24 protein-coding genes are annotated in these 22356 nt (G+C 73.8%); 16 read left to right on the forward strand and 8 right to left on the reverse strand.

Features of this window, described 5'->3' with window-relative positions; translation table 11 throughout:
* Positions 1-195 precede the first annotated feature (195 nt).
* Both hemE and hemG read left to right on the forward strand, forming a co-directional pair.
* The gene (gene hemE, locus GJR97_RS09325; protein WP_154346170.1) at positions 196-1356 is read left to right on the forward strand and encodes a uroporphyrinogen decarboxylase; all 1161 of its coding nucleotides are present in this window, start codon (positions 196-198) and stop codon (positions 1354-1356) included.
* Positions 1353-2906 (forward strand): protoporphyrinogen oxidase, encoded by a 1554-nt coding sequence (gene hemG / locus GJR97_RS09330; protein ID WP_154346171.1) that lies wholly within the window; start codon positions 1353-1355, stop codon positions 2904-2906. Before hemE ends, hemG begins: the two co-directional genes overlap by 4 nt.
* Before the next feature lie 187 nt (positions 2907-3093).
* Here the strand turns inward: hemG and GJR97_RS09335 are convergent, their stop codons facing one another.
* Positions 3094-3486, reverse strand: a complete 393-nt coding sequence (locus GJR97_RS09335; RefSeq protein ID WP_154346172.1) for a hypothetical protein — start codon at positions 3484-3486, stop codon at positions 3094-3096.
* Between the two features lie 36 nt (positions 3487-3522).
* Here GJR97_RS09335 and GJR97_RS09340 point away from each other — a divergent pair, with 36 nt between their 5' ends.
* From GJR97_RS09340 to GJR97_RS09395, 12 genes are all read left to right on the forward strand, one after another.
* Positions 3523-3927: a phage holin family protein gene (locus tag GJR97_RS09340; protein WP_129234620.1), complete on the forward strand. Its 405-nt coding sequence runs from the start codon at positions 3523-3525 to the stop codon at positions 3925-3927.
* A complete protein-coding gene (locus GJR97_RS09345; RefSeq protein WP_154346173.1) occupies positions 3914-4207 on the forward strand; it encodes a DUF3618 domain-containing protein in 294 nt (97 codons plus the stop codon). Before GJR97_RS09340 ends, GJR97_RS09345 begins: the two co-directional genes overlap by 14 nt.
* Positions 4188-4874, forward strand: a complete 687-nt coding sequence (locus GJR97_RS18740) for a GntR family transcriptional regulator (protein WP_154346174.1) — start codon at positions 4188-4190, stop codon at positions 4872-4874. Before GJR97_RS09345 ends, GJR97_RS18740 begins: the two co-directional genes overlap by 20 nt.
* Before the next feature lie 25 nt (positions 4875-4899).
* Positions 4900-6009, forward strand: coding sequence for a class I SAM-dependent methyltransferase (locus GJR97_RS18745; RefSeq protein ID WP_324613335.1), 1110 nt, complete (start codon positions 4900-4902; stop codon positions 6007-6009).
* 89 nt (positions 6010-6098) lie between these two features.
* Positions 6099-6608: an OsmC family protein gene (locus tag GJR97_RS09360; RefSeq protein ID WP_154346175.1), complete on the forward strand. Its 510-nt coding sequence runs from the start codon at positions 6099-6101 to the stop codon at positions 6606-6608.
* Between the two features lie 58 nt (positions 6609-6666).
* On the forward strand, positions 6667-7401 hold the full coding sequence (gene hemQ / locus GJR97_RS09365) for a hydrogen peroxide-dependent heme synthase (RefSeq protein ID WP_154346176.1): 735 nt from the start codon (positions 6667-6669) through the stop codon (positions 7399-7401).
* Positions 7401-8687 carry a ferrochelatase gene (locus GJR97_RS09370; RefSeq protein WP_154346177.1) on the forward strand — a complete coding sequence of 429 codons (1287 nt, stop codon included), beginning with the start codon at positions 7401-7403 and terminating at the stop codon, positions 8685-8687. The genes hemQ and GJR97_RS09370 overlap by 1 nt, the downstream gene beginning before the upstream one ends.
* Complete coding sequence (gene hemC, locus GJR97_RS09375) at positions 8684-9655, forward strand: hydroxymethylbilane synthase (RefSeq protein ID WP_324613337.1); 972 nt, start codon at positions 8684-8686, stop codon at positions 9653-9655. Before GJR97_RS09370 ends, hemC begins: the two co-directional genes overlap by 4 nt.
* A 14-nt stretch (positions 9656-9669) precedes the next feature.
* Positions 9670-10467 carry a uroporphyrinogen-III synthase gene (locus GJR97_RS09380; protein WP_154346262.1) on the forward strand — a complete coding sequence of 266 codons (798 nt, stop codon included), beginning with the start codon at positions 9670-9672 and terminating at the stop codon, positions 10465-10467.
* Between the two features lie 160 nt (positions 10468-10627).
* On the forward strand, positions 10628-11623 hold the full coding sequence (gene hemB / locus GJR97_RS09385; RefSeq protein WP_324613338.1) for a porphobilinogen synthase: 996 nt from the start codon (positions 10628-10630) through the stop codon (positions 11621-11623).
* Positions 11620-12972 (forward strand): glutamate-1-semialdehyde 2,1-aminomutase, encoded by a 1353-nt coding sequence (gene hemL, locus GJR97_RS09390; protein ID WP_154346178.1) that lies wholly within the window; start codon positions 11620-11622, stop codon positions 12970-12972. Before hemB ends, hemL begins: the two co-directional genes overlap by 4 nt.
* Before the next feature lie 96 nt (positions 12973-13068).
* Positions 13069-13497 carry a hypothetical protein gene (locus tag GJR97_RS09395; RefSeq protein WP_154346179.1) on the forward strand — a complete coding sequence of 143 codons (429 nt, stop codon included), beginning with the start codon at positions 13069-13071 and terminating at the stop codon, positions 13495-13497.
* Positions 13498-13521: 24 nt separating this feature from the next.
* Here the strand turns inward: GJR97_RS09395 and GJR97_RS09400 are convergent, their stop codons facing one another.
* From GJR97_RS09400 to GJR97_RS09420, 5 genes are read right to left on the reverse strand one after another with little or no spacing between them, the layout of a single operon-like run.
* Complete coding sequence (locus tag GJR97_RS09400) at positions 13522-13911, reverse strand: DUF1304 domain-containing protein (protein WP_154346180.1); 390 nt, start codon at positions 13909-13911, stop codon at positions 13522-13524.
* 28 nt (positions 13912-13939) lie between these two features.
* Positions 13940-14770, reverse strand: coding sequence for an ABC transporter permease (locus tag GJR97_RS09405; protein ID WP_154346181.1), 831 nt, complete (start codon positions 14768-14770; stop codon positions 13940-13942).
* Positions 14770-15672 (reverse strand): ATP-binding cassette domain-containing protein, encoded by a 903-nt coding sequence (locus GJR97_RS09410; protein WP_154346182.1) that lies wholly within the window; start codon positions 15670-15672, stop codon positions 14770-14772. The genes GJR97_RS09405 and GJR97_RS09410 overlap by 1 nt, the downstream gene beginning before the upstream one ends.
* A gap of 42 nt (positions 15673-15714) precedes the next feature.
* Complete coding sequence (locus tag GJR97_RS09415) at positions 15715-16488, reverse strand: isocitrate lyase/PEP mutase family protein (RefSeq protein WP_154346183.1); 774 nt, start codon at positions 16486-16488, stop codon at positions 15715-15717.
* Between the two features lie 56 nt (positions 16489-16544).
* Positions 16545-17747: a cysteine desulfurase-like protein gene (locus GJR97_RS09420; RefSeq protein WP_154346184.1), complete on the reverse strand. Its 1203-nt coding sequence runs from the start codon at positions 17745-17747 to the stop codon at positions 16545-16547.
* A 108-nt stretch (positions 17748-17855) separates the two neighbouring features.
* Here GJR97_RS09420 and GJR97_RS09425 point away from each other — a divergent pair, with 108 nt between their 5' ends.
* Complete coding sequence (locus GJR97_RS09425) at positions 17856-18941, forward strand: serine hydrolase domain-containing protein (RefSeq protein ID WP_154346185.1); 1086 nt, start codon at positions 17856-17858, stop codon at positions 18939-18941.
* A gap of 51 nt (positions 18942-18992) precedes the next feature.
* On the opposite strand, the gene GJR97_RS09430 is transcribed toward GJR97_RS09425, so the two are convergent.
* Positions 18993-19988 (reverse strand): SIS domain-containing protein, encoded by a 996-nt coding sequence (locus GJR97_RS09430; RefSeq protein ID WP_324613340.1) that lies wholly within the window; start codon positions 19986-19988, stop codon positions 18993-18995.
* Positions 19952-21130, reverse strand: a complete 1179-nt coding sequence (locus GJR97_RS09435) for a phosphotransferase (protein WP_154346186.1) — start codon at positions 21128-21130, stop codon at positions 19952-19954. Before GJR97_RS09435 ends, GJR97_RS09430 begins: the two co-directional genes overlap by 37 nt.
* Positions 21131-21250: 120 nt before the next feature.
* Between GJR97_RS09435 and GJR97_RS09440 the strand changes: the two genes are divergently transcribed.
* Positions 21251-22354, forward strand: coding sequence for a polyamine ABC transporter substrate-binding protein (locus GJR97_RS09440; protein ID WP_195760651.1), 1104 nt, complete (start codon positions 21251-21253; stop codon positions 22352-22354).
* Positions 22355-22356: the final 2 nt, after the last annotated feature.

Here is a 22356-nt window from a genome sequence, read left to right on the forward strand (position 1 = left end):
TGGGTGGCGGAGGCGCGCGTCGCGTGGGTGGTGCGCTGCGCGTCGTCGTGTCGGGGACGCACGACGCGACCGACCCTAGCGTTGTGGGAGCGCGGCCACCAGACCCCAGTTCTCCGATCGGCCAACACGCACCGGGGCCGCCGAACCCGTCCGGGTCGCTCGCGGCCCGTCGGCATCAGGGCCCCCTCAGCCCGGATGGGGGAGGATGTCACGGTGAACCTCTCCCCGCAGCATCCGCTCGCCGCCGGCCTCACGCATGACTCGCGCCTCGTCCGGGCCTATCGGGGCCTGCGCAGCGACACGCTGCCGGTGTGGTTCATGCGCCAGGCGGGCCGGTCGCTGCCCGAGTACCGCGAGCTGCGCGTCGGCACGCGCATGCTCGACGCGTGCCTCGACCCCGCGATGGCGGCCGAGATCACCCTCCAGCCGGTCCGTCGCCACGGCGTGGACGCCGGCATCTTCTTCAGCGACATCGTCGTGCCGCTGAAGCTCGTCGGCGTCGACGTCGAGATCCAGCCCGGCCGGGGCCCGGTCTTCGGCCGTGCGTTCGCGGATGCCGCCGCGGTCGCCGAGCTCACCGCGGTCGACCCGGCACGGCTCGACGACGCCGCCGGCCCGATCACGGAGGCCGTGCGGCGCACCGTCGCCGAGCTCGCGTCCCTCACCGCGCCGGACGCGCCGACCTCCACGCCGCTCATCGGCTTCGCCGGCGCCCCGTTCACGCTCGCGGCCTACCTCGCCGAGGGCGGCCCCTCGAAGGACCACCTCGCGGCCCGCACGCTCATGCACGCCGACCCCGGCGCGTGGCGCGCCCTGATGGACTGGACCGCCGAGCTCACCGGCCGATTCCTCCGCACCCAGGTGCTCGCGGGCGCGTCGGCCGCGCAGCTGTTCGACTCCTGGGCGGGCGCCCTCTCGCTCGCCGACTACGAGGCGCACGTCGCCCCCGCATCGGCGGCGGCGCTCGCGCACGTCCACGACCTGACCTACGAGACGACGGATGCCGCCGGCACGACCGGCACCCACGCGGTCCCGGTCGTGCACTTCGGCGTCGGCACGGGCGAGCTGCTCGGCGCGATGAAGTCGGTGGGCGTCGACGTCGTCGGCGTCGACTACCGCGTGCCGCTCGATGTCGCGGCGCTCCGCGTCGGCGAGGGCGTGCCGCTGCAGGGCAACCTCGACCCCGCCCTCCTCGCGGCGCCGTGGCCGGTGCTCGAGGCCGCGGTGCGCGACGTCGTCGCCCGTGGTCGCACGGCGCCGTCGCACGTCTTCAACCTCGGGCACGGCGTGCCTCCGGAGACGGACCCAGCGGTGCTCACGCGCGTCGTCGAGCTGGTGCACGAGGCGGGACGATGACCGACCCCGCAGCGAACGACGACCCTCGCGGATCGTCCGCGCCGGTCGACCGCGCGTCGACCGACGTGATCGTGATCGGCGGCGGCGTCGCCGGGCTGGTCGCCGCGCTCGAGTGCGCGCGCCTCGGCCTCGGAGTCATCGTGCTCGAGCAGTCCGATCGCCCGGGCGGCTGCGTCGGCCGCATCGAGGTCGACGGCCTCGCGCTCGACGCGGGCGCCGAGTCCTTCGCGACCCGCAACGACTCGGTGTCGAAGCTCGTCGAACGGCTCGGGCTCGCCGACGCCGTCGAGTCGCCGAACCCGGCCGGCGCGTGGCTGGTCTGGGGCGACCGCACCGGCCGCAACGCGGCTCGCCTGCCGCGTACGGGTGTGCTCGGCATCCCCGCGAACCCGCTCGGCGAGGACGTCCGCGCGATCATCGGCTGGGGCGGCGCGTGGCGCGCGTGGCGCGACCGCATCACCCCGATCCTCAAGATCGGACGCGCCGAGCGGCTCGGCCCGCTCGTTCGCCAGCGCATGGGCGACGCGGTCCTCGACCGGCTCGTCACGCCGATCTCGGCGGGCGTCTACTCCACCGACCCAGACGACCTCGACGTCGACGTCGTCGCCCCCGGCCTCAACGAGGCCATGACCCGCGCCGGATCGCTCTCGGGCGGCGTGGGCCAGCTCATCGAGGCGCGGCGCGCCGGCAGCGCGGTCCTCGGGCTCCGCGGCGGCATGCACACGCTCGTCGACGCGCTCACCGCCGAGCTCGCACGCTTCGGCGCCGAGGTGCGGACGGGCGTCCGCGCGACCGCCCTGGAGCGACGACACGCCGGTGGCGCCCCCGAGACCGCTGCCGCATCCGGCTGGCGCGCGGTCGGCGAGCCCGTGCCCGAGGTGGCCGATCCCTCCGGCGACGTCGACGCCGCGGCATCCGTCGTCGTCGACGCGCGCTTCGCGATCGTCGCCACGCCCGCCCACGTCTCGCGCGCACTGCTCGCGGGCATCGCGCCCCCTGAGGCACTCGCCGAGGACTGGCCGGCCGCGGCATCCGTCGAACTCGTGACGCTCGTGCTCGACGCGCCCGAACTCGACGCCGCGCCGCGCGGAACCGGCGTGCTCGTCGCCGCCGGCACGCCGGGCGTCACGGCCAAGGCGCTCACGCATTCGAGCGCCAAGTGGACGTGGCTCGCCGACTCCGCGGGGGGCCGGCACGTCGTCAGGCTCTCCTACGGGCGCGCCGGCGCCGCGAGTCCGCTCGACGGCCTGGGCGACGAGGCGGTCGCCGAACTCGCCCTGCGCGACGCATCCGCCCTGCTCGGCGTCGACCTCGGTGCACGCAGCCTGCGCGCGCATGGGCGGTCCGCGTGGCGCGACGCGCTCTCGCAGGCCGCGGTCGGCCAGCGCGATCGCGTACGAGCCCTCGAGGGCGCGGTCGAGCACGAGGAGGGACTCGCGCTCGCCGGTTCGTGGGTCGCCGGCACCGGGCTCGCCTCGGTCGTGCCGCACGCCATCGAGGCCGCCGAGCGCATCCGGCGGCGGTCGCTCCGGATCGCGGAGGATGCATAGCCGGATCGGCATACGATCGCCCGGATCGCCCGACAACCCCCTTGCGTCGCACCTGCCTGGGTCTACGCTGGAGTGACGCTGTCTGAAGAACCGCAGCGGGGGATGGGGTGCACATGAAGGGCAAGATCCTCTTCGTCGTCGGTCTCGGCGTGGGCTACGTGCTCGGCACGAGGGCGGGGCGGGAACGCTACGAACAGATCCAGAAGGCCGCCGAGAACGTCTGGAACCAGCCGGCCGTGCAGGACGGCGTCCAGACCGTGAAGGACTTCGCGATGGCGCGAGTCGGCGACGTGAGCGACGCCGTGCTCGACAACGCCAAGAAGCTCGTCCGCCAGATCTCCGAGGGGTCCTCGACGACGGACACGGGTGCGAAGTCCTCGGCCGCATCGAAGTCGACCGCCTCCGAGTCGGCGGGCGCGAAATCGGCGGGCGCGAAATCGACGGCCTCGAAGTCGACGGCCTCGAAGTCGACGGCCTCGAAGTCGACCGGCTCGAAGTCGTCCGGCTCGTCCACCCGCTCGAGCTCGGCGAAGTCCGGCGCATCGGGTTCCAAGGCCTCGGGCTCGTCCGGCTCGTCCACGTCCTCGTCCTGACCGACCACCGGAGGTGACACCCGATGGCTGCACCACTCAACGACGACCGGTCGCTGTTCACCCTGGTCGGTGAACTGCCCGACCAGATCCAGGCGCTCGTCAAAGCCGAGATCGACCAGATCAAGGCCGAGCTGAGCTACAAGGCCAAGCACTTCGGCATCGGCGCGGGACTCGTGATCGCCGCGGCGTTCGTCGGCATCTTCCTGCTCGGCACCCTCATCGCGACCGGCATCCTGGCGCTCTCGCTCGTGATGCCGGGCTGGGCGGCGGCCCTCACCGTCTCCGGCATCCTGCTGCTCATCATCGCGATCCTCGTGGGCGTCGCGCTCGCGAGCTTCCGACGCGGCAGCGAGCCGCTCGAGACCATCGAGAGCGTCAGACAGGACATCGACGCGATCACCGGAAGGGGCGACTATGGCGGCCACTGACGTCGTCCGACTCGACAAGAAGCAGCAGCGCAACTTCACGCGGCTGCAGGCGCACGACAACGCGCGCGCCGCGCGCGACCAGCTCGCCGGAACCCTCGGCGCGCTCGAGGAGAAGCTCAACGTGCCCAAGCGCGCCGCGCGCGCGACGGCACGGGCGAAACGCCGCATGCAGCGCTTCGCCGACGAACAACCCGGTGCGGCGATCGCCGTGGCCGTCGGGATCGCGGCCGCCGTCGGCGTCGGGGTCTGGCTCGTGGTGCGTGCCAACCTCGACCGCTGACCCCGGCCGCGTCGACGCCGCTCCGGCGTCGACGGCCGTCGAGCGCGTCACCTCGGTGCTGCGCGACGAGATCCTGAACGGCGAGCTCGCCCCGGGGACCCCGCTCCGCGAGGAGTCGGCGGCTACGCGCCACGGGGTCTCCCGGCACACCGTGCGCGCCGCGTTCCAGCGGCTCGTCGCCGAGCGTCTGGCCGTCGCCGAGCCCTACCGCGGCGTCCGCGTGACGAGCTTCGACGCGCGCGAGATCATCGCGCTGCAGCAATTGCGCGCGGCGCTCGAGGTCGAGGCGCTGCGCATCGCCTTCGCCCGTTTCGGCGGCACGCTGCCCGACCACGTGCTCGCACCCGCCCGTGCCGCGGTCGACGCGATGGAGCGGGCCGCCGACGGCGGCCCCGGCGGGGCGACGGATGCCGCGTGGCGGCGCATCGAGCGGTTCCACGCCGACTACCACGCCGCCCTGGTCGCGGCATCCGACAGCCCCCGCATCATCGAAGCCCACGCGGCGATCGGCAGCGAGCTGCTGCTGTTCGTCGCGCACATCAGGCGACACGCGAGCGTCGCCGATCTCGTCGAGGACCATCGGCGCCTGCTGGTCGAACTCCTCGAGCGCGGGCCCGAGGCCATGCGCGCCCATCTCGAGCACTCCACCCGGCTGCTCACCGACTGAGCGGCCCACCTCGCAAGGAGGCGACGTGTCCGTCACCGACCCCACCCCTCCCGCACCCGGCGCTGCCGACCCCGTCGACGCGTTCGCCGACCGTATCTTCACGTCCGCGCTCGGCGCCTTCGAGACGCTCTCGGTCCATCTCGGCGACCGGCTCGACTGGTACCGGATCCTCGCCGAACGCGGCTCGCTCACCTCGTCCGAGCTCGCCGAGGCCGCCGAGACCGGCGAGCGGTACACGCGCGAATGGCTCGAGCACCAGGCCGTGAGCGGCATCCTCGCGGTCGACGACGCGGACGCCGCGGCATCCGACCGCCGGTACTCGCTGCCGCCCGCGCACGCCGAGGTGCTCACCGACGACGAGTCGCTCGCCTACCTCGCACCGATCGCGCGCATCGTCGCCAGCGCCGCGGCGCAGCTGCCCGGGCTGCTCGACGCGGCGCGCACCGGCGGCGGCGTGCCGTGGGCGTCGTTCGGGAAGGACATGCGCGACGCGCAGGGCGACATCAACCGCCCCTGGTTCGACCGCGAGCTCGCCGGTGCGCTGGCGTCGGTCCCCGAGCTCGATGCGGTGCTGAGCCGACCGGGCGCACGGATCCTCGACGTCGGCTGCGGGCACGGCTGGTCCTCGCTCGCGCTCGCCCGGGCGTACCCCGAGGCGGTCGTCGACGGCGTCGACATCGACGGGCCCTCGATCGAGTCGGCCCGCGCCCACGCAGACGAGGCCGAGCTGGCGGACCGCGTGACCTTCCACCTCGGCGGCGGCGAGGCGCTCGCCGAGGAGGACGCGTACGACGCGGCCTTCGTCTTCGAGGCACTGCACGACATGCCGAACCCGGTCGAGGTCCTCGCCGCGCTCCGCCGCGTCGTGCGCGACGACGGCGCCGTCGTGATCATGGACGAGGCCGTGGCCGAGCGGTTCGCGCCCGACGGCGACGACGTCGAGCGCGTCATGTACGGGTACAGCCTGCTCGTCTGCCTGCCGGACAGCCTCTCGACGCCGGGCTCGGTCGCCACCGGGACGGTCATGCGACCGTCGACGCTCGAGGGGTACGCGCGCAGCGCGGGGTTCGACTCCGCCGAGGCGCTGCCCATCGAGGGCTTCGCGGCGTTCCGGTTCACCCGACTGCACCCCTGACCGCTCGCGGGCTGCGCGCAAGGCGCTCTCCGGCGCGGGCCGGCGTCACGCGTTTTGTGCCGGCGCCGCAACGCGGCCAAGATGACGCAATGGACCAGGCCGAGCTCCGCGCGCTCCAGGCGCCGCTGAAGGACCGCTACCGCACCGACCCCGACTCCGCGATCGCGCCCGTCTCCGCACGCGCGGCCTTCGTCGAGCCGGGCATCACCGCGACCGTCGAAGGGTGGGCGGGGCCGGTGCGCACGGGGCTGCACCCCACGACCGGTGGCGACGGCTCCGACGCCTGCTCGGGAGACCTCCTGCTGCAGGCGCTCGTCGGCTGCGCGGGCGTCACGCTCCGGTCGGTGGCGACCGCGATGGGGCTCGAGATCCGCTCGGCGGAGGTCCGTGCCGAGGGCGTGTTCGACGCGCGGGGCACGCTCGGCATGAGCCGGGACGTCCCCGTCGGGCTCCTCGACGTCGTCGTGACCGCGGTCGTCGACACCGACGCCGACGACGGGACCCTCGAGCGCCTCCGCACCGGGACCGAGCGCTTCTGCGTCGTCGCCCGATCGCTCGCCGAGACCCCGGAGTTCGTGATCGAGCGCGCGAGGCGCTGAGCGGGGCGATGGTCGTCGCCTTTTTTGAGCTTTCAGCTTGCGGGGGGAGGATAGTGCCATGTCTTCCCCCGCTGCCGAAGGGGCAGCCGCGAGCGCACCCGAGTCCGACCCGACCCCCTCGCCCGAGGGCTATACGCTCTTCGCCGTGTTCCGCAAGGATCCGGCTCGGCCCGACGACCTCGACGGGCACGACGTGCCCCGGTTCGTCGGCGAACTCGACGGCGTGATCCGCCTCGTCGAGGACGAGGGCGTCGTGCTCCGCGGAATCTACGACGTGTCGGGGCTCCGCGCCGATGCCGACGTGATGCTGTGGCTGCACGGTCCGACCGCCGAGGGCCTGCAGTGGGCGCTCCGCGAGCTGCGACGTGCGCGGCTGCTGCGCGCACTCCTGCCCACGTGGAACGCGATGGGGGTGCACCGCGACGCCGAGTTCAACAAGGCGCACGTGCCGGGCTTCCTCCGCGGCGTCGAGCCCAAGTCGTGGCTGACGATCTACCCGTTCGTCCGCAGCTACGAGTGGTACCTGCTCCCGCCCGAGGAGCGGGGGCGCATGCTCGCCGAGCACGGGCGGAAGGGAGCCGCGTTCCGCGGCGTCGTCGCGAACACGGTGTCGGCGTTCTCGCTCGGCGACTACGAGTGGCTGCTGCCGATGGAGGCCGACGAGCTCACCGACCTCGTCGACATGATGCGCGACCTGCGTGCGACCGATGCCCGGCGCCACGTGCGCGACGAGCTGCCGTTCTACACCGGGCGTCGCATCACGACCGCCGAGCTCGTGGAGGTGCTGCAGTAATGGCCGCGACCAACCTCGGCGGCGTGGGCGCCGACTCGGCCGAGCGCGCACGGGCGGCCGCAGCGGGGCACCCGCTTCGCGGCGTGAAGCCCGCGGCCGCGACATCCGCCCCGCTCGCCCCCGGCGCGGTCGTGCCCGGCGCGACCGAGCCGGCGCAGGACGGCCCCGCGCACGTGGAGGCGCCCGTCGCCTACGACGCCATCCTGCTCGCCGGATTCGGCGGGCCCGAGGGCCAGGACGACGTGATCCCGTTCCTGCGGAACGTGACGCGCGGCCGCGGCATCCCCGACGAGCGGCTCGAGGAGGTCGCGCACCACTACCGCCACTTCGGCGGCGTGAGCCCGATCAACGAGCACAACCGCGAACTCAAGGCCGCGCTCGAGGCCGAGCTGGCGGGGCGCGGCATCGACCTTCCGGTCATCTGGGGCAACCGCAACTGGGACCCGTACATGAACGATGCGCTGCGCGAGGCAGGCGAGCGGGGCTTCACGAAGCTCATCGCGGTCGCCACGAGCGCCTACTCGTCGTACTCGAGCTGCCGCCAGTACCGCGAGGACTTCGCGGACGCGCTGGAGGACACCGGCCTGGGTGGTGTCATCCGGATCGACAAGGTCCGGCAGTTCTTCGACCACCCCGGCTTCGTCGCCCCGTTCGTCGAGGGCGTGCGCGACGCGATCGCGAAGCTCGCGGCCGACCACGAGTCGTTCGACCCCACGACCGACGTCGAGGTGCTGTTCGCGACCCACTCGATCCCGACGACGGACGCCGAGAGGTCCGGCCCCGCGGAGCGCGGGTTCGGCGAAGGCGGCGCCTACGCCGCCCAGCACACGGCGGTCGCCGAGGTCGTGATGCGCGATGCGGGCGCCGGCGACGTGCCGTGGCAGCTCGTCTACCAGTCGCGCTCCGGCCCCCCGACGCAGCCGTGGCTCGAGCCCGACGTCAACGACGCGATCGCCGAACTGCCCGCCGCGGGCCGGAAGGCCGTCGTGATCGTGCCGCTCGGCTTCGTCAGCGACCACATGGAGGTCATGTGGGACCTCGACGAGGAGGCCATGGAGACGGCCGAGGAGCACGGCCTCGCCGCGGTCCGCGTGCCCACGCCCGGCATCCACCCGGCGTACGTCGCAGGCCTCGTCGACCTCGTGCTCGAGCGCGTGAACGGAACGCCGGCCGCGGAGCGACCGCACGCGACCGACCTCGGCCCCTGGTACGACGTCTGTCGGCCGGGCTGCTGCGAGAACGTGCGCCTCGGGTTCAAGCCGGCCCTCGCGGGGATCGCACCGTGACCGCCGCGGCGGCGCAGCGCGACGTGATCCGCGTCGGGACGCGGGGCAGCGCGCTCGCGCTCGCCCAGACGAACCAGATCGCCGAGCGCCTCGGCAAGGCGGCGAACGCCGACATCGAGATCGTGACCGTCACCACGCAGGGCGACACGTCGCGGGCGTCGCTGCAGTCGATCGGCGGCACGGGCGTGTTCGCGGCCGCGCTGCGCGAGGCCCTCGTCGCGGGGGAGTGCGACGTCGTCGTGCACTCGCTGAAGGACCTGCCCACCGCCGACCACCCGCGGCTGCGCCTCGGCGCGGTGCCCAAGCGCGCCGACGCGCGCGACGCGCTGTGCGCCCGCGACGGGCTCACGCTCGCCGAGCTGCCCGAGGGGGCCCGCATCGGGACGGGCTCGCCGCGACGCATCGCGCAGTTGGCCGCGGCCCGGCCCGACGTGGTCGCCGTCGACGTGCGCGGCAACATCGACACGCGGCTCGGGTTCGTCGAGCAGGGCGAACTCGACGCGGTCATGCTCGCGGCGGCCGGCCTCGGCCGACTGGGGCGGGCGGATGCCGCGACCGAGCGCTTCTCGCTGAGCGACTGGCCGACCGCTCCCGGGCAGGGGGCACTGGCCCTGGAGGTCCGCGACGAGCGCGCCTCGCGCCACCTGCAGCGCGCGCTCGACGCCGTCGACCACGCCACGACGAGGGCCACGGTGCTCGCCGAGCGCCTCGTGCTCGCCGGCCTCGAAGCGGGGTGCGCTGCCCCCGTGGGGGCCACCGCGTTCGTGGACGACGAACTTCTGTTCCTCACGGCGACGGTGTACAGTGCCGACGGGACGCGGCAGTTGACCAGCTCGCACGCCGCCACCCCCGACAGCCGCTCGGCCGCCGACCTGGCGGACGCGGCACGCGACGTCGCATCCCGCGTCGTCGCGGACCTCCTCGGCAACGGCGCCGCCGATCTCGCACCTGCCCAGGAGTCGCCGTGACCGAATTCGAACCGATGACCGGCGCGATCAACCTGCCCGGAGCCGACGGCTCCAAGCCGCTGGCAGGATGGCGCGTGCTCGTGCCCCGCGGGGGGCCGTGGGGGGACTCGGTCGCGGCATCGCTCCGCGCTCGCGGGGCGTCGCCGGTCATCGCGCCGATGATCAACTTCGCACCGACCGACGACCAGTCCGCACTCGAGGCGGCCCTCGCGAAGCTGGCAGCGGGCGGCTTCGACTGGGTCACGGTCACGAGTGCGACGACGGTCGACGTGCTGTCCTCGTACGGCGCGGTCATCCCGGAGTCGACGAAGGTCGCCGCGGTGGGCGAGACCACCGCGGCCGCCCTCGTCGCAGCCGGCTACCGCGCCGATATCGTCCCCAGCGAGGAGAACTCCGCACGCGGGCTCCTCGAGGAGTGGGAGGCCGCGACCGACGGCGTCGTGCCGCTGCGCGTGCTCGCCCTGCGCTCGGCGATCGCCAAGCAGGTGCTCTCCGTCGGCTTGGAGCGCATCGGCCACCACGTCGAGGCCGTCGTCGCGTACCGCACGGTCGGCGTCCCGGTCGCGCAGAAGGTCGTCGACGACGTGCGCGCGGGCAAGGTCGACGCGATCCTCGTCACGTCGGGCAGCGTCGCCGAGCAGGTCCAGGCGCAGCTCGGCCCCGTGCCCGAGAAGACGCTCGTGGCCGCAATCGGCCCGCAGACGCAGAAGGATGCCTCGGCCTTCGGCCTCCGGGTCGACGTGATCGCCGCCGAGCGCTCGGCCGAGTCCCTCATCGACGCCGTCGTGAACTCGGCGCTCGCGAGCGCCTGACCTGCGCGCGGCATCCGCTCGCTCGCATCTGAGTCCCGTTTCCGGGCTGGAGCGCGGTTCCATCCGGGCCTCCACCCCCGAAATCGCACTCCAGCGCGGCACGGATCGCCGACGTGCCGCGCCCACCGACCGCCCAGCCGCGCGCGCGTAGGCTTGGCGGGTGACTTCCGCACCCTCCCCTCGCGTGCGGCCCCGGCGCCTGCGTGAGACGCCGGCCCTGCGCCGCCTCGTGTCCGAGACCCGCCTCGACCCCGCCGAGCTGGTCCTGCCGATCTTCGTCCGCGAGGGCGTGACCGAGCCCATGCCGATCGCCTCGATGCCGGGCGTCGTGCAGCACTCGCTCGACTCGGTGAAGCAGGCGGTGGCGGATGCCGCGGCCGCGGGCGTCGGCGGCGTGATGCTGTTCGGCGTGCCCGAGACCCGTGACGCCACGGGCTCGTGCGGCACCGACCCGAACGGCATCCTCAACGTCGCGACCCGCCTGGTCGCCGACGAGGTGGGCGACGCGCTCGTCGTGCAGACCGACCTGTGCCTCGACGAGTTCACCGACCACGGGCACTGCGGCGTGCTCGACGCGCTCGGCCGGGTCGACAACGACGCGACGCTCGAGCGGTACCGCGAGATGGCACTCGTGCAGGCGGCATCCGGCTCGCAGCTGCTCGGCCTGTCGGGGATGATGGACGGCCAGGTCGCCGCGGTGCGCGACGCGCTCGACGGCGCCGGCTTCACGCACACCGCGATCCTCGCCTACTCGGCGAAGTACGCCTCGGCCTTCTACGGCCCCTTCCGCGACGCGGTCGAGTCGACCCTCGAGGGCGATCGCCGCACGTACCAGCTCGACCCGGGCAACCGGCGTGAGGGCCTGCGCGAGGCGATGATCGACATCGACGAGGGCGCCGACGTCGTCATGGTCAAGCCGGCCGGCTCGTACCTCGACGTGCTGGCGGATGTCGCGGCCGCGAGCGACGTGCCCGTCTGGGCGTATCAGGTCTCGGGCGAGTACGCGATGATCGAGGCCGCGGCCATGCACGGCTGGATCGACCGCCGCCGCGCCGTCGTCGAGTCGGTCCGGGGCATCCGCCGCGCGGGCGCCGACGCCGTGCTGACGTACTGGGCGACCGAGCTCGCCGGATGGCTCCGGGAGGGGACCGAATGACCACCGCCGACGCGAACACCGCGACCACGGCCACCAACGCCGAGCTCTTCGCCCGCGCGCAGGCCGCGATCCCGGGCGGCGTGAACTCGCCCGTGCGCGCCTTCCGCTCGGTCGGCGGCACCCCGCGCTTCCTCGTCTCGGCCCGCGGACCGTACGTGACCGACGCCGAGGGGCGCGAGTACGTCGACCTCGTCGCCGGCTGGGGCCCCGCGATCCTCGGCCACGCGAACCCCGAGGTGATCGCCGCGGTGCAGGATGCCGCGTCGCGCGGCCTCTCGTTCGGGGCCTCCACTCCGGTCGAGACCGAGCTCGCCGAGCTCATCGAGCAGCGCGTCGCGCCCGTCGAGAAGCTGCGGCTCGTCTCCACCGGCACCGAGGCGACCATGAGCGCCATCCGCCTCGCCCGCGGCTTCACCGGCCGCGACCTGCTCGTGAAGTTCGCCGGGCACTACCACGGCCACTCCGACGGCCTGCTCGCCGAGGCTGGCTCGGGCCTTGCGACGTTCGCCCTTCCGGGCTCCGCGGGCGTGCCGGCCGACGTCGCCGCGCTCACGCTCGTGGTGCCGTACAACGACCTCGACGCGCTCCGCGCGGTGTTCGCCGAGCACGGCGACCGCATCGCGGCCGTCATCACCGAGGCGGCCGCCGCGAACATGGGCGTCGTGCCGCCGCTGCCGGGCTTCAACCGCGACCTGGTCGACCTCGCGCACGCGCACGGCGCGCTCGTCATCAGCGACGAGGTGCTCACGGGCTTCCGCGTCTCGAAGGCGGGCTGGTGGGGCATCGAGGCCGGAACGGATGCCGCGTACACGCCCGACCTCGTCACCTTCGGCAAGGTCGTCGGCGGCGGCATGCCCGTCGCCGCGCTCGGCGGGCGCGCCGAGATCATGGAGCGGCTCGCGCCGCTCGGCCCGGTGTACCAGGCGGGCACGCTCTCGGGGAACCCGGTGGCGGTGGCCGCGGGCGTCACGACGCTGCGGCTCGCCGACGACGCGGTCTACGCGAAGCTCGACGAGGTGAGTGGGCTGCTGCAGCGCGAGGTCTCGGCTGCGCTCTCCGCCGAGGGCGTCGCGCACGGCGTGCAGGTCGCGGGCAACCTCTTCAGCTTCCTCTTCGGCGAGGCCGTCGCGGACGGCGCGCATGACTACGCGGGTGTGCTCGCGCAGGAGTCGTGGCGCTACGCACCGTTCTTCCACGCGATGCTCGACGCCGGCGTCTCGCTGCCGCCGAGCGTGTTCGAGGCGTGGTTCGTGACCGCCGCGCACGACGAGGACGCGGTCTCGCGCATCGTCGACGCCCTCCCGGCGGCGGCGCGCGCCGCGGCATCCGCCCGCCCGCCGGCGGCCTGAACCGGCCGGGAGTGGGAGGTTCCGGCAACGGAACCGATCACACCGTTGTGGAGCGTCGACCACGCCCCTGACGGCGGGCTCGGGCAGGATGGAGGTATGGCCAACCTGCGCGTCCACAACGACCGGCTCGAGGTCCACCTCACGCCGGCCGAGAAGTCGCTCGCGCTGCGCGGTGCCGACGTGATCGTCCAGCGCGACGACATCCGCTCCGCCATCATCACCGACGACCCGTGGATCTGGGTGCGGGGCATCCGTCGGCGCGGCACCGAGATGCCGCTCGTCATCGCGGTCGGGGTGTGGAAGACGCACAGCGGCAGCGACTTCGTGCTCGTGAAGGGCAAGCGGCAGGCCGTGGTGCTCGAGTTGTCCGACGGCGAGTTCGGGCGCCTCGTGCTGAGCACGAGCCGCGCGGCCGAGCTCATCGACCGGCTGAAGGTGGGTGGGCCGTCCGACGACGACGCCGAGGCCGACGACGCGGAGCCCGACGCCGACGACTTCGCGCAGGAGGAGACCAGCGGCGACTGAGCCGTCGGCCGCGCCCGCCGGCGGTCAGGCCAGGAGCAGCAGCACGAATCCGATGAGCGGCAGCGTGCCCTGGATCAGCGCCGGCCGCACGTAGCCCGGCCCGGTGGTGGTCAGCACCACCGCGGCCGCCGCCATGCACGCCGTGCTGAACAGCGCGAGCGCGAGCCCGGCCCTCGGCAGGTCGGTCCAGTGGAGCCAGACGCCGGCGAGCGCGCCGATCGCGAGGAACAGGTTGTAGAAGCCCTGGTTGTACGCCATCGGGCGGAGCGTCTCGGCCTGGGCGCGATCGCGGACGCCGAACACGCGCCAGGTCGACGGCTGCATCCAGCGGACGCTCTCGAGCACGAAGATGTAGACGTGCAGCAGCGCCGCGAGCACCACCACGATGCTGCCGACGATCGCGAGGACGCTCATGGACGGATGCTACGCCCGCGGCGGCCCGTCACGATACGTCGCGCCGCCAGGTCGTCGCCCCGCCGACGACCGTCGTCACGACCGCGATGCCGAGCAGCACCAGGCCGCCCTGCCACCACTCGAGCGAGTCGGACGCGCCGAGGGACGCCACGCTGTAGAACGAGGCGCCCACGAGTGCGTCGCTCGCCGCTCCCGGCAGGAACCGGCCGATCGACGCGGTGACGTCGTTCAGCGACGACACGAGCCGCAGCACCGGTTCGAAGAACTGCGTGAACGCGATGACGATGACGATCGCCGCGACCTGGTTGGGCACGAGCGCGCCGAGTCCCACGCCGATCGCGCCCCAGAGGGCCATGGCGAGGATCCCGCGCCCGACGAGCGCCCACGTGTCGCTCGAGTCGAGCCCCGTGTCGAGGTCGAACGCGGCCAGCGCAGCGGCGCCCGCGGCGACGGAGGTGGCGAAGCCCATGACGCCGAAGAGCGCGCCGACCACGAGCTGCGAGGCGAACTTGCCGGTCAGCACGGTCGTGCGGTGCGGTTCCGCGAGGAACGTCGTGGTGAGCGTGCGGTGGCGGAACTCCGTCGTCACCGCGAGGGCGCCGAGGAGCACCGGGAAGACGTACCCGATGGACGAGGCGAAGCTGTAGAGCAGCGGCGCCAGTTCGACCCCGGGCGGGATCGCCGTGTTGCCGCCCGCCGAGGCCGCGGCATCCGGGTTCTGCGCCGCCCAGCCGAGGAACGCGCCGAACCCGCCCGACATCAGCGCGACGTACCCGACCAGCACGATCGCGAGCAGCCACCACATGCGGGTCGTCAGGACCTTCTGGAACTCCGCTCCGACGGATCGCAGCATCGACATCACGCCTCACCCTCGCCCTCGCCGACGAGCGCGAGGAACGACTCCTCGAGTCCCGACTTCAACCGGTGCAGCGAACTCAGTTCCACGTCGCCGACGAACGCGGCGTGCCCGACGATGCCGGGGTCGGGCTCGGCGACGATGAACCCGCCGCGACCCTCCGTGTACTCGAGGCCGGCCTGGTCGAGCGCGGCGGCGAGCCGCGCGCGGTCGGGTGCGTCGACGACGGTCCGGGGCGAGGCGTCGAGCTCCAGGCTGGACAACGTCCCGGTGCGCACGAGCCGTCCGCGCGAGATGATGACGACCTCGTCGACCGACTGCTGCACCTCGCTGAGCAGGTGGGAGCTCACGAGCACCGTGCGGCCGTCGCGCGCGAGGGATTGCAGGAATCCCCGGATCCACCTGATGCCCTCCGGGTCGAGCCCGTTGATCGGCTCGTCGAGCACGAGCACGCGCGGGTCGCCGAGCAGGGTCGTCGCGAGCGCGAGGCGCTGCCGCATGCCGAGCGAGAAGCCGCCAACGCGGCGACCCGCGAACTCCGACATCCCGACCTGCTCGAGCACCTCGTCGACGCGCGACGAGCGGATGCCTGCGGCGGTCGCCGTCACGCGGAGGTGGTTGCGGGCGGAGCGTCCCGGATGGAACGCCGCATCGAGCGCGGCCCCGACGGTCTCGAACGGCCGTTCGAGGTCGCGGTACACGGTGCCGCCGAAGGTCGCGGTCCCGGCCGTCGGGCGTTCGAGGCCGAGCAGTGTCCGGAGCGTGGTCGTCTTGCCCGCGCCGTTCGGTCCGAGGAACCCGGTCACCCGACCGGGTTCGACCGTGAAGGTCAGGTCCTCGACCGCCGTGACGGCGCCGAAGCGCTTCGTGAGTCCGGTGATCTCGATGGTGGTGCCATCGCCCATGCGCGATCCTCTCGGTATGCGATCCGGCCGGTGCCGGCCGGTCTAGTTCAGTGGGCGGATGCCGCGGGGAGGCACGCCGCCGCCGTAGAGCATGACCGCGAGGTCCTGCAGGGCGCCGAGCGCCACGCGCTGCGTCAGCGGCCCGTAGGAGACGCGTGCGACGCCGAGTTCCGCGAGGCGTTCGGGTCGCGGGAGGTCGGGGAGCCCGATCACGCTGACGCGCCGCCATCCGATGCCGTCGACGAGCTCTGCCACGACGTCGTCGCCGAAGTTCCCGGGGACGAACACGCACGTGGCTCCCGCATCGAGGTACGCGCGTCCACGCGCGACCGCGTCGGCCGTCCGCTCCACGCGCGGCCGGTCCCCGCCGTGGAGCCAGGCGTCGGTGCGCGCGTTGAGCGCGAACGGGACGCCCTCGGCGTCCGCCGCGGCGACGGCCGCCTCGACGGCGGCCACCGAGTCGGCGAGCGGCTCCATTCGGTCCTCGAGGTTCGCGCCGACGATCCCCTCGCCGATCGCGCGTCTGATCGTCTCGCGCGGGTTCCCGTACCCCGCCTCGAGATCGGCGCTGACGGGCATGTCGACGGCGCGCGCGATGCGCCCGACCATGTCGAGCATCAGGTCGGCGGGGATGTGCTCGCCGTCGGGGTACCCGAACAGCGCGGCGATCGAGTGGCTCGCGGTCGCGAGCGCGCGAGTCTCGGGGAGCGCGGCGACGGTGGTCGCGCTCACGACGTCCCACACGTTGACGACCTGCAGCAGCTCGTCGTCGACGTGCAGTCGACGCAGCTCGGCGCCGTACTCGGCGGGGGTCATGCAACCAGACTAGGGCCCGAGCGGGCCTCAGCGGAGGGAACACCCCGCTTCGCGGGTCAGCGGACGATGCGTCCCAGCGCGGCGATCAGGCGCTCGACGTCCTCGTCGTCGGTGTAGGGGGCGAGCCCGATCCGGAGTCCGCCGGCGTCGCCGAGGCCCAGGTGCCGGGACGCCTCCAGCGCGTAGAAGTTCCCGCTCGGTGCGAGCACGCGGTCGGCGGCGAGTGCGTCAGAGACGGCGGATGCCTCGTGGCCCGTGAAGGTCGCGAGCAGCGTCGGCGTGCGCCGCGAGGCGCGCGAGTGCAGGGTCGTGCCTGGCAGGTCGGCGAGCGCCGACTCGAGGCGCGCCAGGAGGCGGGACTCGTGCTCGTGCAGGGCGGCGTACGACGCCTCGAGACGGATGCGGCGAGAGCCGGATTCGGCACCGGCGAGGGAGGCCAGCACGTCGACGGCGGCGGTCACTCCGGCGAGCAGCTCGTAGGGCAGCGTGCCGAACTCGAAGCGCTCGGGCACGACGTCGGTCGCGGGCAGCAGCTTGTCGGGGGCGATCGTCTCGAGGAGCGCGGGGTCGGCGACCAGCAGTCCGCAGTGCGGGCCGAGGAACTTGTAGGGCGAGCAGGTGAGGAAGTCGGCGCCGAGCGCGCCGACGTCGGGCAGCTCGTGGGCGGCGTGGTGGACGCCGTCGACGAAGAGCAGGGCGCCCGCGTCGTGGACCGCGGCGGCGATCGACGGGAGGTCGGGCATCGTGCCGATGAGGTTCGACGCGGCCGTCACGGCGACGAGCCGGGTGCGCTCGCTCAGGGCGGCCGTCACCGCCTCGACGGGCAGCTCGCCCGTCGCCGCATCGAAGGCGACCCACCGCACCTCCGCGCCGGCGCTCTCGGCGGCCTGCACCCACGGCCGCACGTTCGAGTCGTGGTCGAGGCGGGTGACCACGACCTCGTCGCCGGGAGCCCAGCCCCGGGAGAGGTGGCGCGAGAAGTCGTAGACGAGCTGCGTCGCGCTGCGGCCGTGCACGACGCCGCGCGGGTCGGCGCCGGTGAGGTCGGCGACCGCGTCGCGGAACGCCGCGACCGCGTCATCCGCCCGCTGCGCCGACTCGCCGAGCCGCCCGCGGTTCGAGAGCGGGCCCGTCAGGGTCGACGCGATCGCGGCGCCCACCTGGCGCGGTGCCTGGGTGCCGCCGGGCCCGTCGAAGAGCGCCCAGCCGTGCTCGAGTGCGGGGAACCAGGCGCGGATGCCGGCGACGTCGTAGGCCATGGGCGCGAGCCTAACCGCCGCCGCGAGGGCAGGGGAGTCCGGTCGGCGGCGGCGGGGCCGCGCAGCCCGCTGGGCGGGTTGGCAGGGAGCGCGAGTAGCATCCGCCGCATGGTCGCGCATCGCACGGCGCACCGGCGACCGCACCGGCGCATCGTCGCCGCCGCACTCGCGGCGGTCGCGGCGACGACGCTGGGCGGATGCGTCTCCGGCCCGCCGTACGACCAGCTCCTCACCGGCGACGAGGAACTGCTCGCCATCGCGCGCGAGCACTACACCGACGCGCGCGACCGCGTCGCGATCGCCCTGCTCGACGGTGACGAGGTGCGAACCGCCTTCGTCTCGGCGGACCCCGGCACGAGGTTCGGCCTCGGCGGCGCGACGAGCGCACTCACCGGGCTGCTGCTGGCCGACGCGATCGAGCGCGGCGAGGTCTCGATCGACGATCCGGTGTCGGCGCACCTCGACCTCGGCGACGCGCCCGCCGCCGGACTGACGCTCGGCGCGCTCGCGACGCACCGTTCGAACCTCCCGCAGGACCCGCTCGGGCCGGAGGCCTTCCAGGCCGGAGCCGCCGACGGCGAGGCGGTGCCGGACCGCGGCGGCCTCGACGCGCTGCTCGCCCGGGTGGCCACGCTCGCCCTCGTGCCCGAGCTCGAGTACAACCCGAGCGACTTCGACGCCGCGCTCGTCGGGCAGGCGATCGCCGCGGCGTCGGGCACTCGCTTCCCGGACCTCCTCGCCGAACGCGTCCTCGAGCCCGCCGGGATGACGGGCGCGGTCGTGGTGGAGTCCGGCGACCTCCTCCCCGACGACCTCGCGCAGGGTCACGAGTGGCGCGGCGAGCGCGTGGCGCCGCGAGGCAGTGGGGCGTACGCGCCCGCGACCGGGGTCGCGGCGACGATCGACGACGGCGTGGCCCTCGCCCGATCGGTCCTCGACGGGCCGTTCGCCGGGAGCGCCGCGCTCGAGCCGGTCGCCGACACCCGGTGGCCGCAGATCCGCGTCGGCTACTTCTGGGAGTGGATCGACGCCGGCGACGACGGGGTCGACTACGTCATCGGCTCCGCCGAGGGCTTCACCGCCGCCGTCCTGGTCGATCCGAGCGCGGGGCGCGCGGTCGTGCTGCTCTCGAACTCCGAGGAGGCGTGGCCGTGGGTGCGCCTGCGTCCCCTCCTGAGCCTGCTCGTCGAGTGAGCCGGGTCCCGGGGCGGCGCACGCGGGGTGCGGACGGCCGGCTCCGACCCGTCAGCCGATCGGCTGCGCGTGCGGTGGCCGCGCGGTCAGGCGGCGGTCGGCGACGAGCTCGCCCAGGAGCGTGTCGGCGAGGGCGGCGACCGTGGGGTCGTCGTCGCCGGGGTAGCGCACCGCGAGCTCGGCGCCGTCGAGCGGGCCGCCGACCGCGGCGAACCGCGAGCCGCGCCGGTGCATCCAGTCGAGCGCCTGCGCGTCCCAGGCGGAGCCCGCGTACACGAGTGCGCGGTAGTCCTGCGTCTTGGTGAGGTAGACGTCGACGTGCGACCAGTCGCCGGTCTCCGAGGCGAAGGCGCCGAGGCGCGGCACCTCGCGCAGCATGAGCGCCGACTGCTGCGCACTCGACAGGCGCTCCGCAGGGGCCAGCGTCCACGTGCCGTCGGGTCCGGTGAGCAGGTCCGCGAGCGGGTCGAGCCAGTCGACGGATGCCTCGAGCAGCGCCGCGTTCGCCTCGGCGCCGCGTCGCAGCGCCGCCGCGTCGAACCGCTCGGCCGGCGCGGTGCCGAGGAGCTCGCCGAGCACCTCGTCGAGCACGGCGAACGTGGCCCGGAACGTACGGCAGGCGACGCCCGAGGCCTCGACGCCGGCATGCAGCGGCACGACCGCGTCGGCGGCCTCGGCGAGGGGCGAGTCGGCCCGGTTGGTGATCGCGACGAGCCGGCCGTCGCCTCGGTAGCGCTCGACCGCGCGGAGCACCTCGACGCTGCTGCCGGTGGCCGAGACCGCCACGACGACGAGATCGGGCGCCGCGGGCGGCAGCAGGTCGACGCTCGCGAGCTCGACGAGCACGTTCGCGCCGACCGCGCGGAATCGCCGGGCGACGACGTCGGCCGCGTACCGGCTCGAGCCCATGCCGACGACGAGCACGCGCGCGGCACCGAGCAGCGCGAGGCGGTCGAGGCCCGCGAGGCCCGCGTCGAGCGCGTCGGCGAGTCGGCCGAGCGACTCGGGGATCAGGTCGAGGTCGGCTCGAAAGGCGGCGGTGTCCACGGGTCCTCCGGAAGCTCGTCGGTCGAGGGGTGGCGGTGCGTGATCGCCGCGTCCGGCGCGTAGCGCCAGCGCGGCAGGAACCGGTCGGCGTACGTGAGTTCGGCGGCGAGCTGCTCGGCCTCGAGGCCGGGCAGGAGCGCGGGGTCCAACAGCTCGCTCCGCACGAGCGTCCCACGGTACGCCGCGAGCAGCGAGTCGCGCGCGCGGTCGGCCCAGGCGAACGCCGCGGGGTCGGCGCGACCGAGGCGCTTCTGCGCGACGGCCGCGACGAGGTCGAGCGACACGAGCAGGTGCGCGACGTCGCGCGCCGCGGCATCCGTTCGCCCGCGTTCGGATGCGTCGAGCTGCGGGTCGCCGTCGAAGTCGATCACGGTGTATCGCGGCGGCGTGCCGGGGGAGCGCAGCACCTGCCCGACGTGCAGGTCGCCGTGCAGGTCGAACGCGAGGCCGGGCAGGGTGGCGCCGAGCGAGCGGATGTCGCGCCGCAACCGACCGGCGCGGTTGGCCAGCCGCGCGGCGGTGGGGCCGCCCGAACGGCCCGTCGCCTCGAGTGCGGCGTCGAGCGCGACCAGCGCGCGCCGCTCGCGCAGGGCGGGAGCGTCGTCGGGCGCCGGGACGGCGTGCGCGCCGAGCGCGTCGTGCAGGCGCGCGACCGTCGCGCCGAGCACCGCGGGGAACCCGGGCTCGGGGCCGGTGCCGGCGAGCAGGGCCGCCACGTCGTCGACTGCCCAGTCCCAGCCGTCCTGCGCGCCCGGGAGGTATTCGGTGACGATCGCGAGCGCCGAGGTGCCGAGCGTCGGATGCCGCCAGTCCACCCGGCCGGCGTAGCCGGCGACCTCCGTCGACCCCGCCCCGGCGAGGCGTTCGAGCAGGTGCGCCGCCCGGTCGGCCGCGGCCCAACGGCCCACGACCTTGACGACGAGGCGCTCGTCGACGATGACCGAGGTGTTCGTCTGGTCGACCGCGATCGCCCGCTCCGCGGCGTCCGTCGGCACGCTCGGATCGACGAGGCGCGCGAGCTCGCGCGCGACGCCGTCGCCGGCCGCGGGGCGGGCGTCGTCGAAGGCCACGGTGTCGTCGGGCGCGACGGAGAGCGCGCGGCCGGCGATCTCGGGCCGCTCGCCGCTGAGCAACGAGTTCATTGAATCCGGATTGTAACAACTGTGCAAAACACGCTCTAGAGCGTCCGGAAAACCATTGCGGTTTCTTGATGCCCGGTGCAACAATTCCTCAACCTTTCCGACGTCCCCAGGAGGTATCCCATGCCCACCATGCGTCGCATCTCCATCGCAGCGGCCGGCACCGCTGCACTCGCGCTCGCCCTCACGTCCTGCGCCGGCGGCGACAGCGGCGACGGGTCCGACATCGACCGAACCGCCGACATCTCGGAGCAGACGCTCACCGTCTCGATCTGGGCCGACTACTACCCCGAGGACCTCGCCGAGCAGTTCGAGGAGGCCACGGGCGTGAAGACCACGATCGTGAACCACGCCACCAACGAGGACGTCGTCGCGAAGCTCACGGCGAGCTCCGACCCCGGCATCGACGTCGCGTTCGTCTCGGGCCAGTACGCGCAGGCGCTCGCCGAGCAGGGGCTCCTCCAGGAGCTCGACAAGGAGCTCATCCCCAACGAGTCGAACCTCTACCCCGAGGCGATGGAACTCGCCTACGACGAGGGCAACGTGTACTCCGAGCCCTACGCCTGGGGCACCACGGGCCTCTGCTACCGGCCCGACCTGACGGGCTTCGACCCGACGTCGTGGAACGACCTGCTGAACCCGGTCGACGAGCTCGTCGGCAAGACCACGATGCTCTCGACCGACCGCTGGCTCGCCCTGCCCGCGCTGAAGGCGGCCGGGTACTCGGTGAACACGACCGACGACGCCGAGCTCGACGACGCCAAGGCGCAGCTCCTCGAGACCAAGCCGACCCTCCTCGCCTACGACGACACGACGTTCTACTCGAAGCTCGTCTCCGGCGAGGCCGCGCTGGTCGAGGCGTGGGACGGCTGGTGCAACTACGGCATCGCCGAGAACCCCGACATCACCTTCGTGGTGCCGGAGGAGGGCGCCGACCTCTGGGTCGACACCATGACGGTGCTGAAGAGCTCGGAGAGCAAGGAGGCCGCCATGGCCTTCATCAACTACATCCTCGACCCCGAGGTGCAGGCCTGGGTCGCCGAGAACATCCTCTACAAGGTGCCGAACCAGGTCGCCATGGAGGACCTCGACCCGACGCTGATCGAGGCGTACCCGACGCTCGGCATCACGGTCGACGAGCTCTTCGAGCAGGAGGTGATCGTCGACCTCGGCGAGGACTCGCTGAAGTACGTCGACCTCAACGCGGAAGTCCTCGCGACCAACTGACC

The organism is Agromyces kandeliae (genome assembly GCF_009674665.1).
Taxonomy (GTDB): Bacteria; Actinomycetota; Actinomycetes; order Actinomycetales; family Microbacteriaceae; genus Agromyces; species Agromyces kandeliae.

Excerpts from the sequence above, each read along its gene's own strand:
- hemE (WP_154346170.1), top strand. The coding sequence starts at position 196 with ATGGGGGAGGATGTCACGGTGAACCTCTCCCCGCAGCATCCGCTCGCC.
- hemG (WP_154346171.1), top strand. The coding sequence starts at position 1,353 with ATGACCGACCCCGCAGCGAACGACGACCCTCGCGGATCGTCCGCGCCG.
- GJR97_RS09340 (WP_129234620.1), top strand. The coding sequence starts at position 3,523 with ATGGCTGCACCACTCAACGACGACCGGTCGCTGTTCACCCTGGTCGGT.
- GJR97_RS09345 (WP_154346173.1), top strand. The coding sequence starts at position 3,914 with ATGGCGGCCACTGACGTCGTCCGACTCGACAAGAAGCAGCAGCGCAAC.
- GJR97_RS09360 (WP_154346175.1), top strand. The coding sequence starts at position 6,099 with ATGGACCAGGCCGAGCTCCGCGCGCTCCAGGCGCCGCTGAAGGACCGC.
- hemQ (WP_154346176.1), top strand. The coding sequence starts at position 6,667 with ATGTCTTCCCCCGCTGCCGAAGGGGCAGCCGCGAGCGCACCCGAGTCC.
- GJR97_RS09370 (WP_154346177.1), top strand. The coding sequence starts at position 7,401 with ATGGCCGCGACCAACCTCGGCGGCGTGGGCGCCGACTCGGCCGAGCGC.
- GJR97_RS09380 (WP_154346262.1), top strand. The coding sequence starts at position 9,670 with ATGACCGGCGCGATCAACCTGCCCGGAGCCGACGGCTCCAAGCCGCTG.
- hemL (WP_154346178.1), top strand. The coding sequence starts at position 11,620 with ATGACCACCGCCGACGCGAACACCGCGACCACGGCCACCAACGCCGAG.
- GJR97_RS09395 (WP_154346179.1), top strand. The coding sequence starts at position 13,069 with ATGGCCAACCTGCGCGTCCACAACGACCGGCTCGAGGTCCACCTCACG.
- GJR97_RS09400 (WP_154346180.1), bottom strand. The coding sequence starts at position 13,911 with ATGAGCGTCCTCGCGATCGTCGGCAGCATCGTGGTGGTGCTCGCGGCG.
- GJR97_RS09405 (WP_154346181.1), bottom strand. The coding sequence starts at position 14,770 with ATGTCGATGCTGCGATCCGTCGGAGCGGAGTTCCAGAAGGTCCTGACG.
- GJR97_RS09410 (WP_154346182.1), bottom strand. The coding sequence starts at position 15,672 with ATGGGCGATGGCACCACCATCGAGATCACCGGACTCACGAAGCGCTTC.
- GJR97_RS09415 (WP_154346183.1), bottom strand. The coding sequence starts at position 16,488 with ATGACCCCCGCCGAGTACGGCGCCGAGCTGCGTCGACTGCACGTCGAC.
- GJR97_RS09420 (WP_154346184.1), bottom strand. The coding sequence starts at position 17,747 with ATGGCCTACGACGTCGCCGGCATCCGCGCCTGGTTCCCCGCACTCGAG.
- GJR97_RS09425 (WP_154346185.1), top strand. The coding sequence starts at position 17,856 with ATGGTCGCGCATCGCACGGCGCACCGGCGACCGCACCGGCGCATCGTC.
- GJR97_RS09435 (WP_154346186.1), bottom strand. The coding sequence starts at position 21,130 with ATGAACTCGTTGCTCAGCGGCGAGCGGCCCGAGATCGCCGGCCGCGCG.
- GJR97_RS09440 (WP_195760651.1), top strand. The coding sequence starts at position 21,251 with ATGCCCACCATGCGTCGCATCTCCATCGCAGCGGCCGGCACCGCTGCA.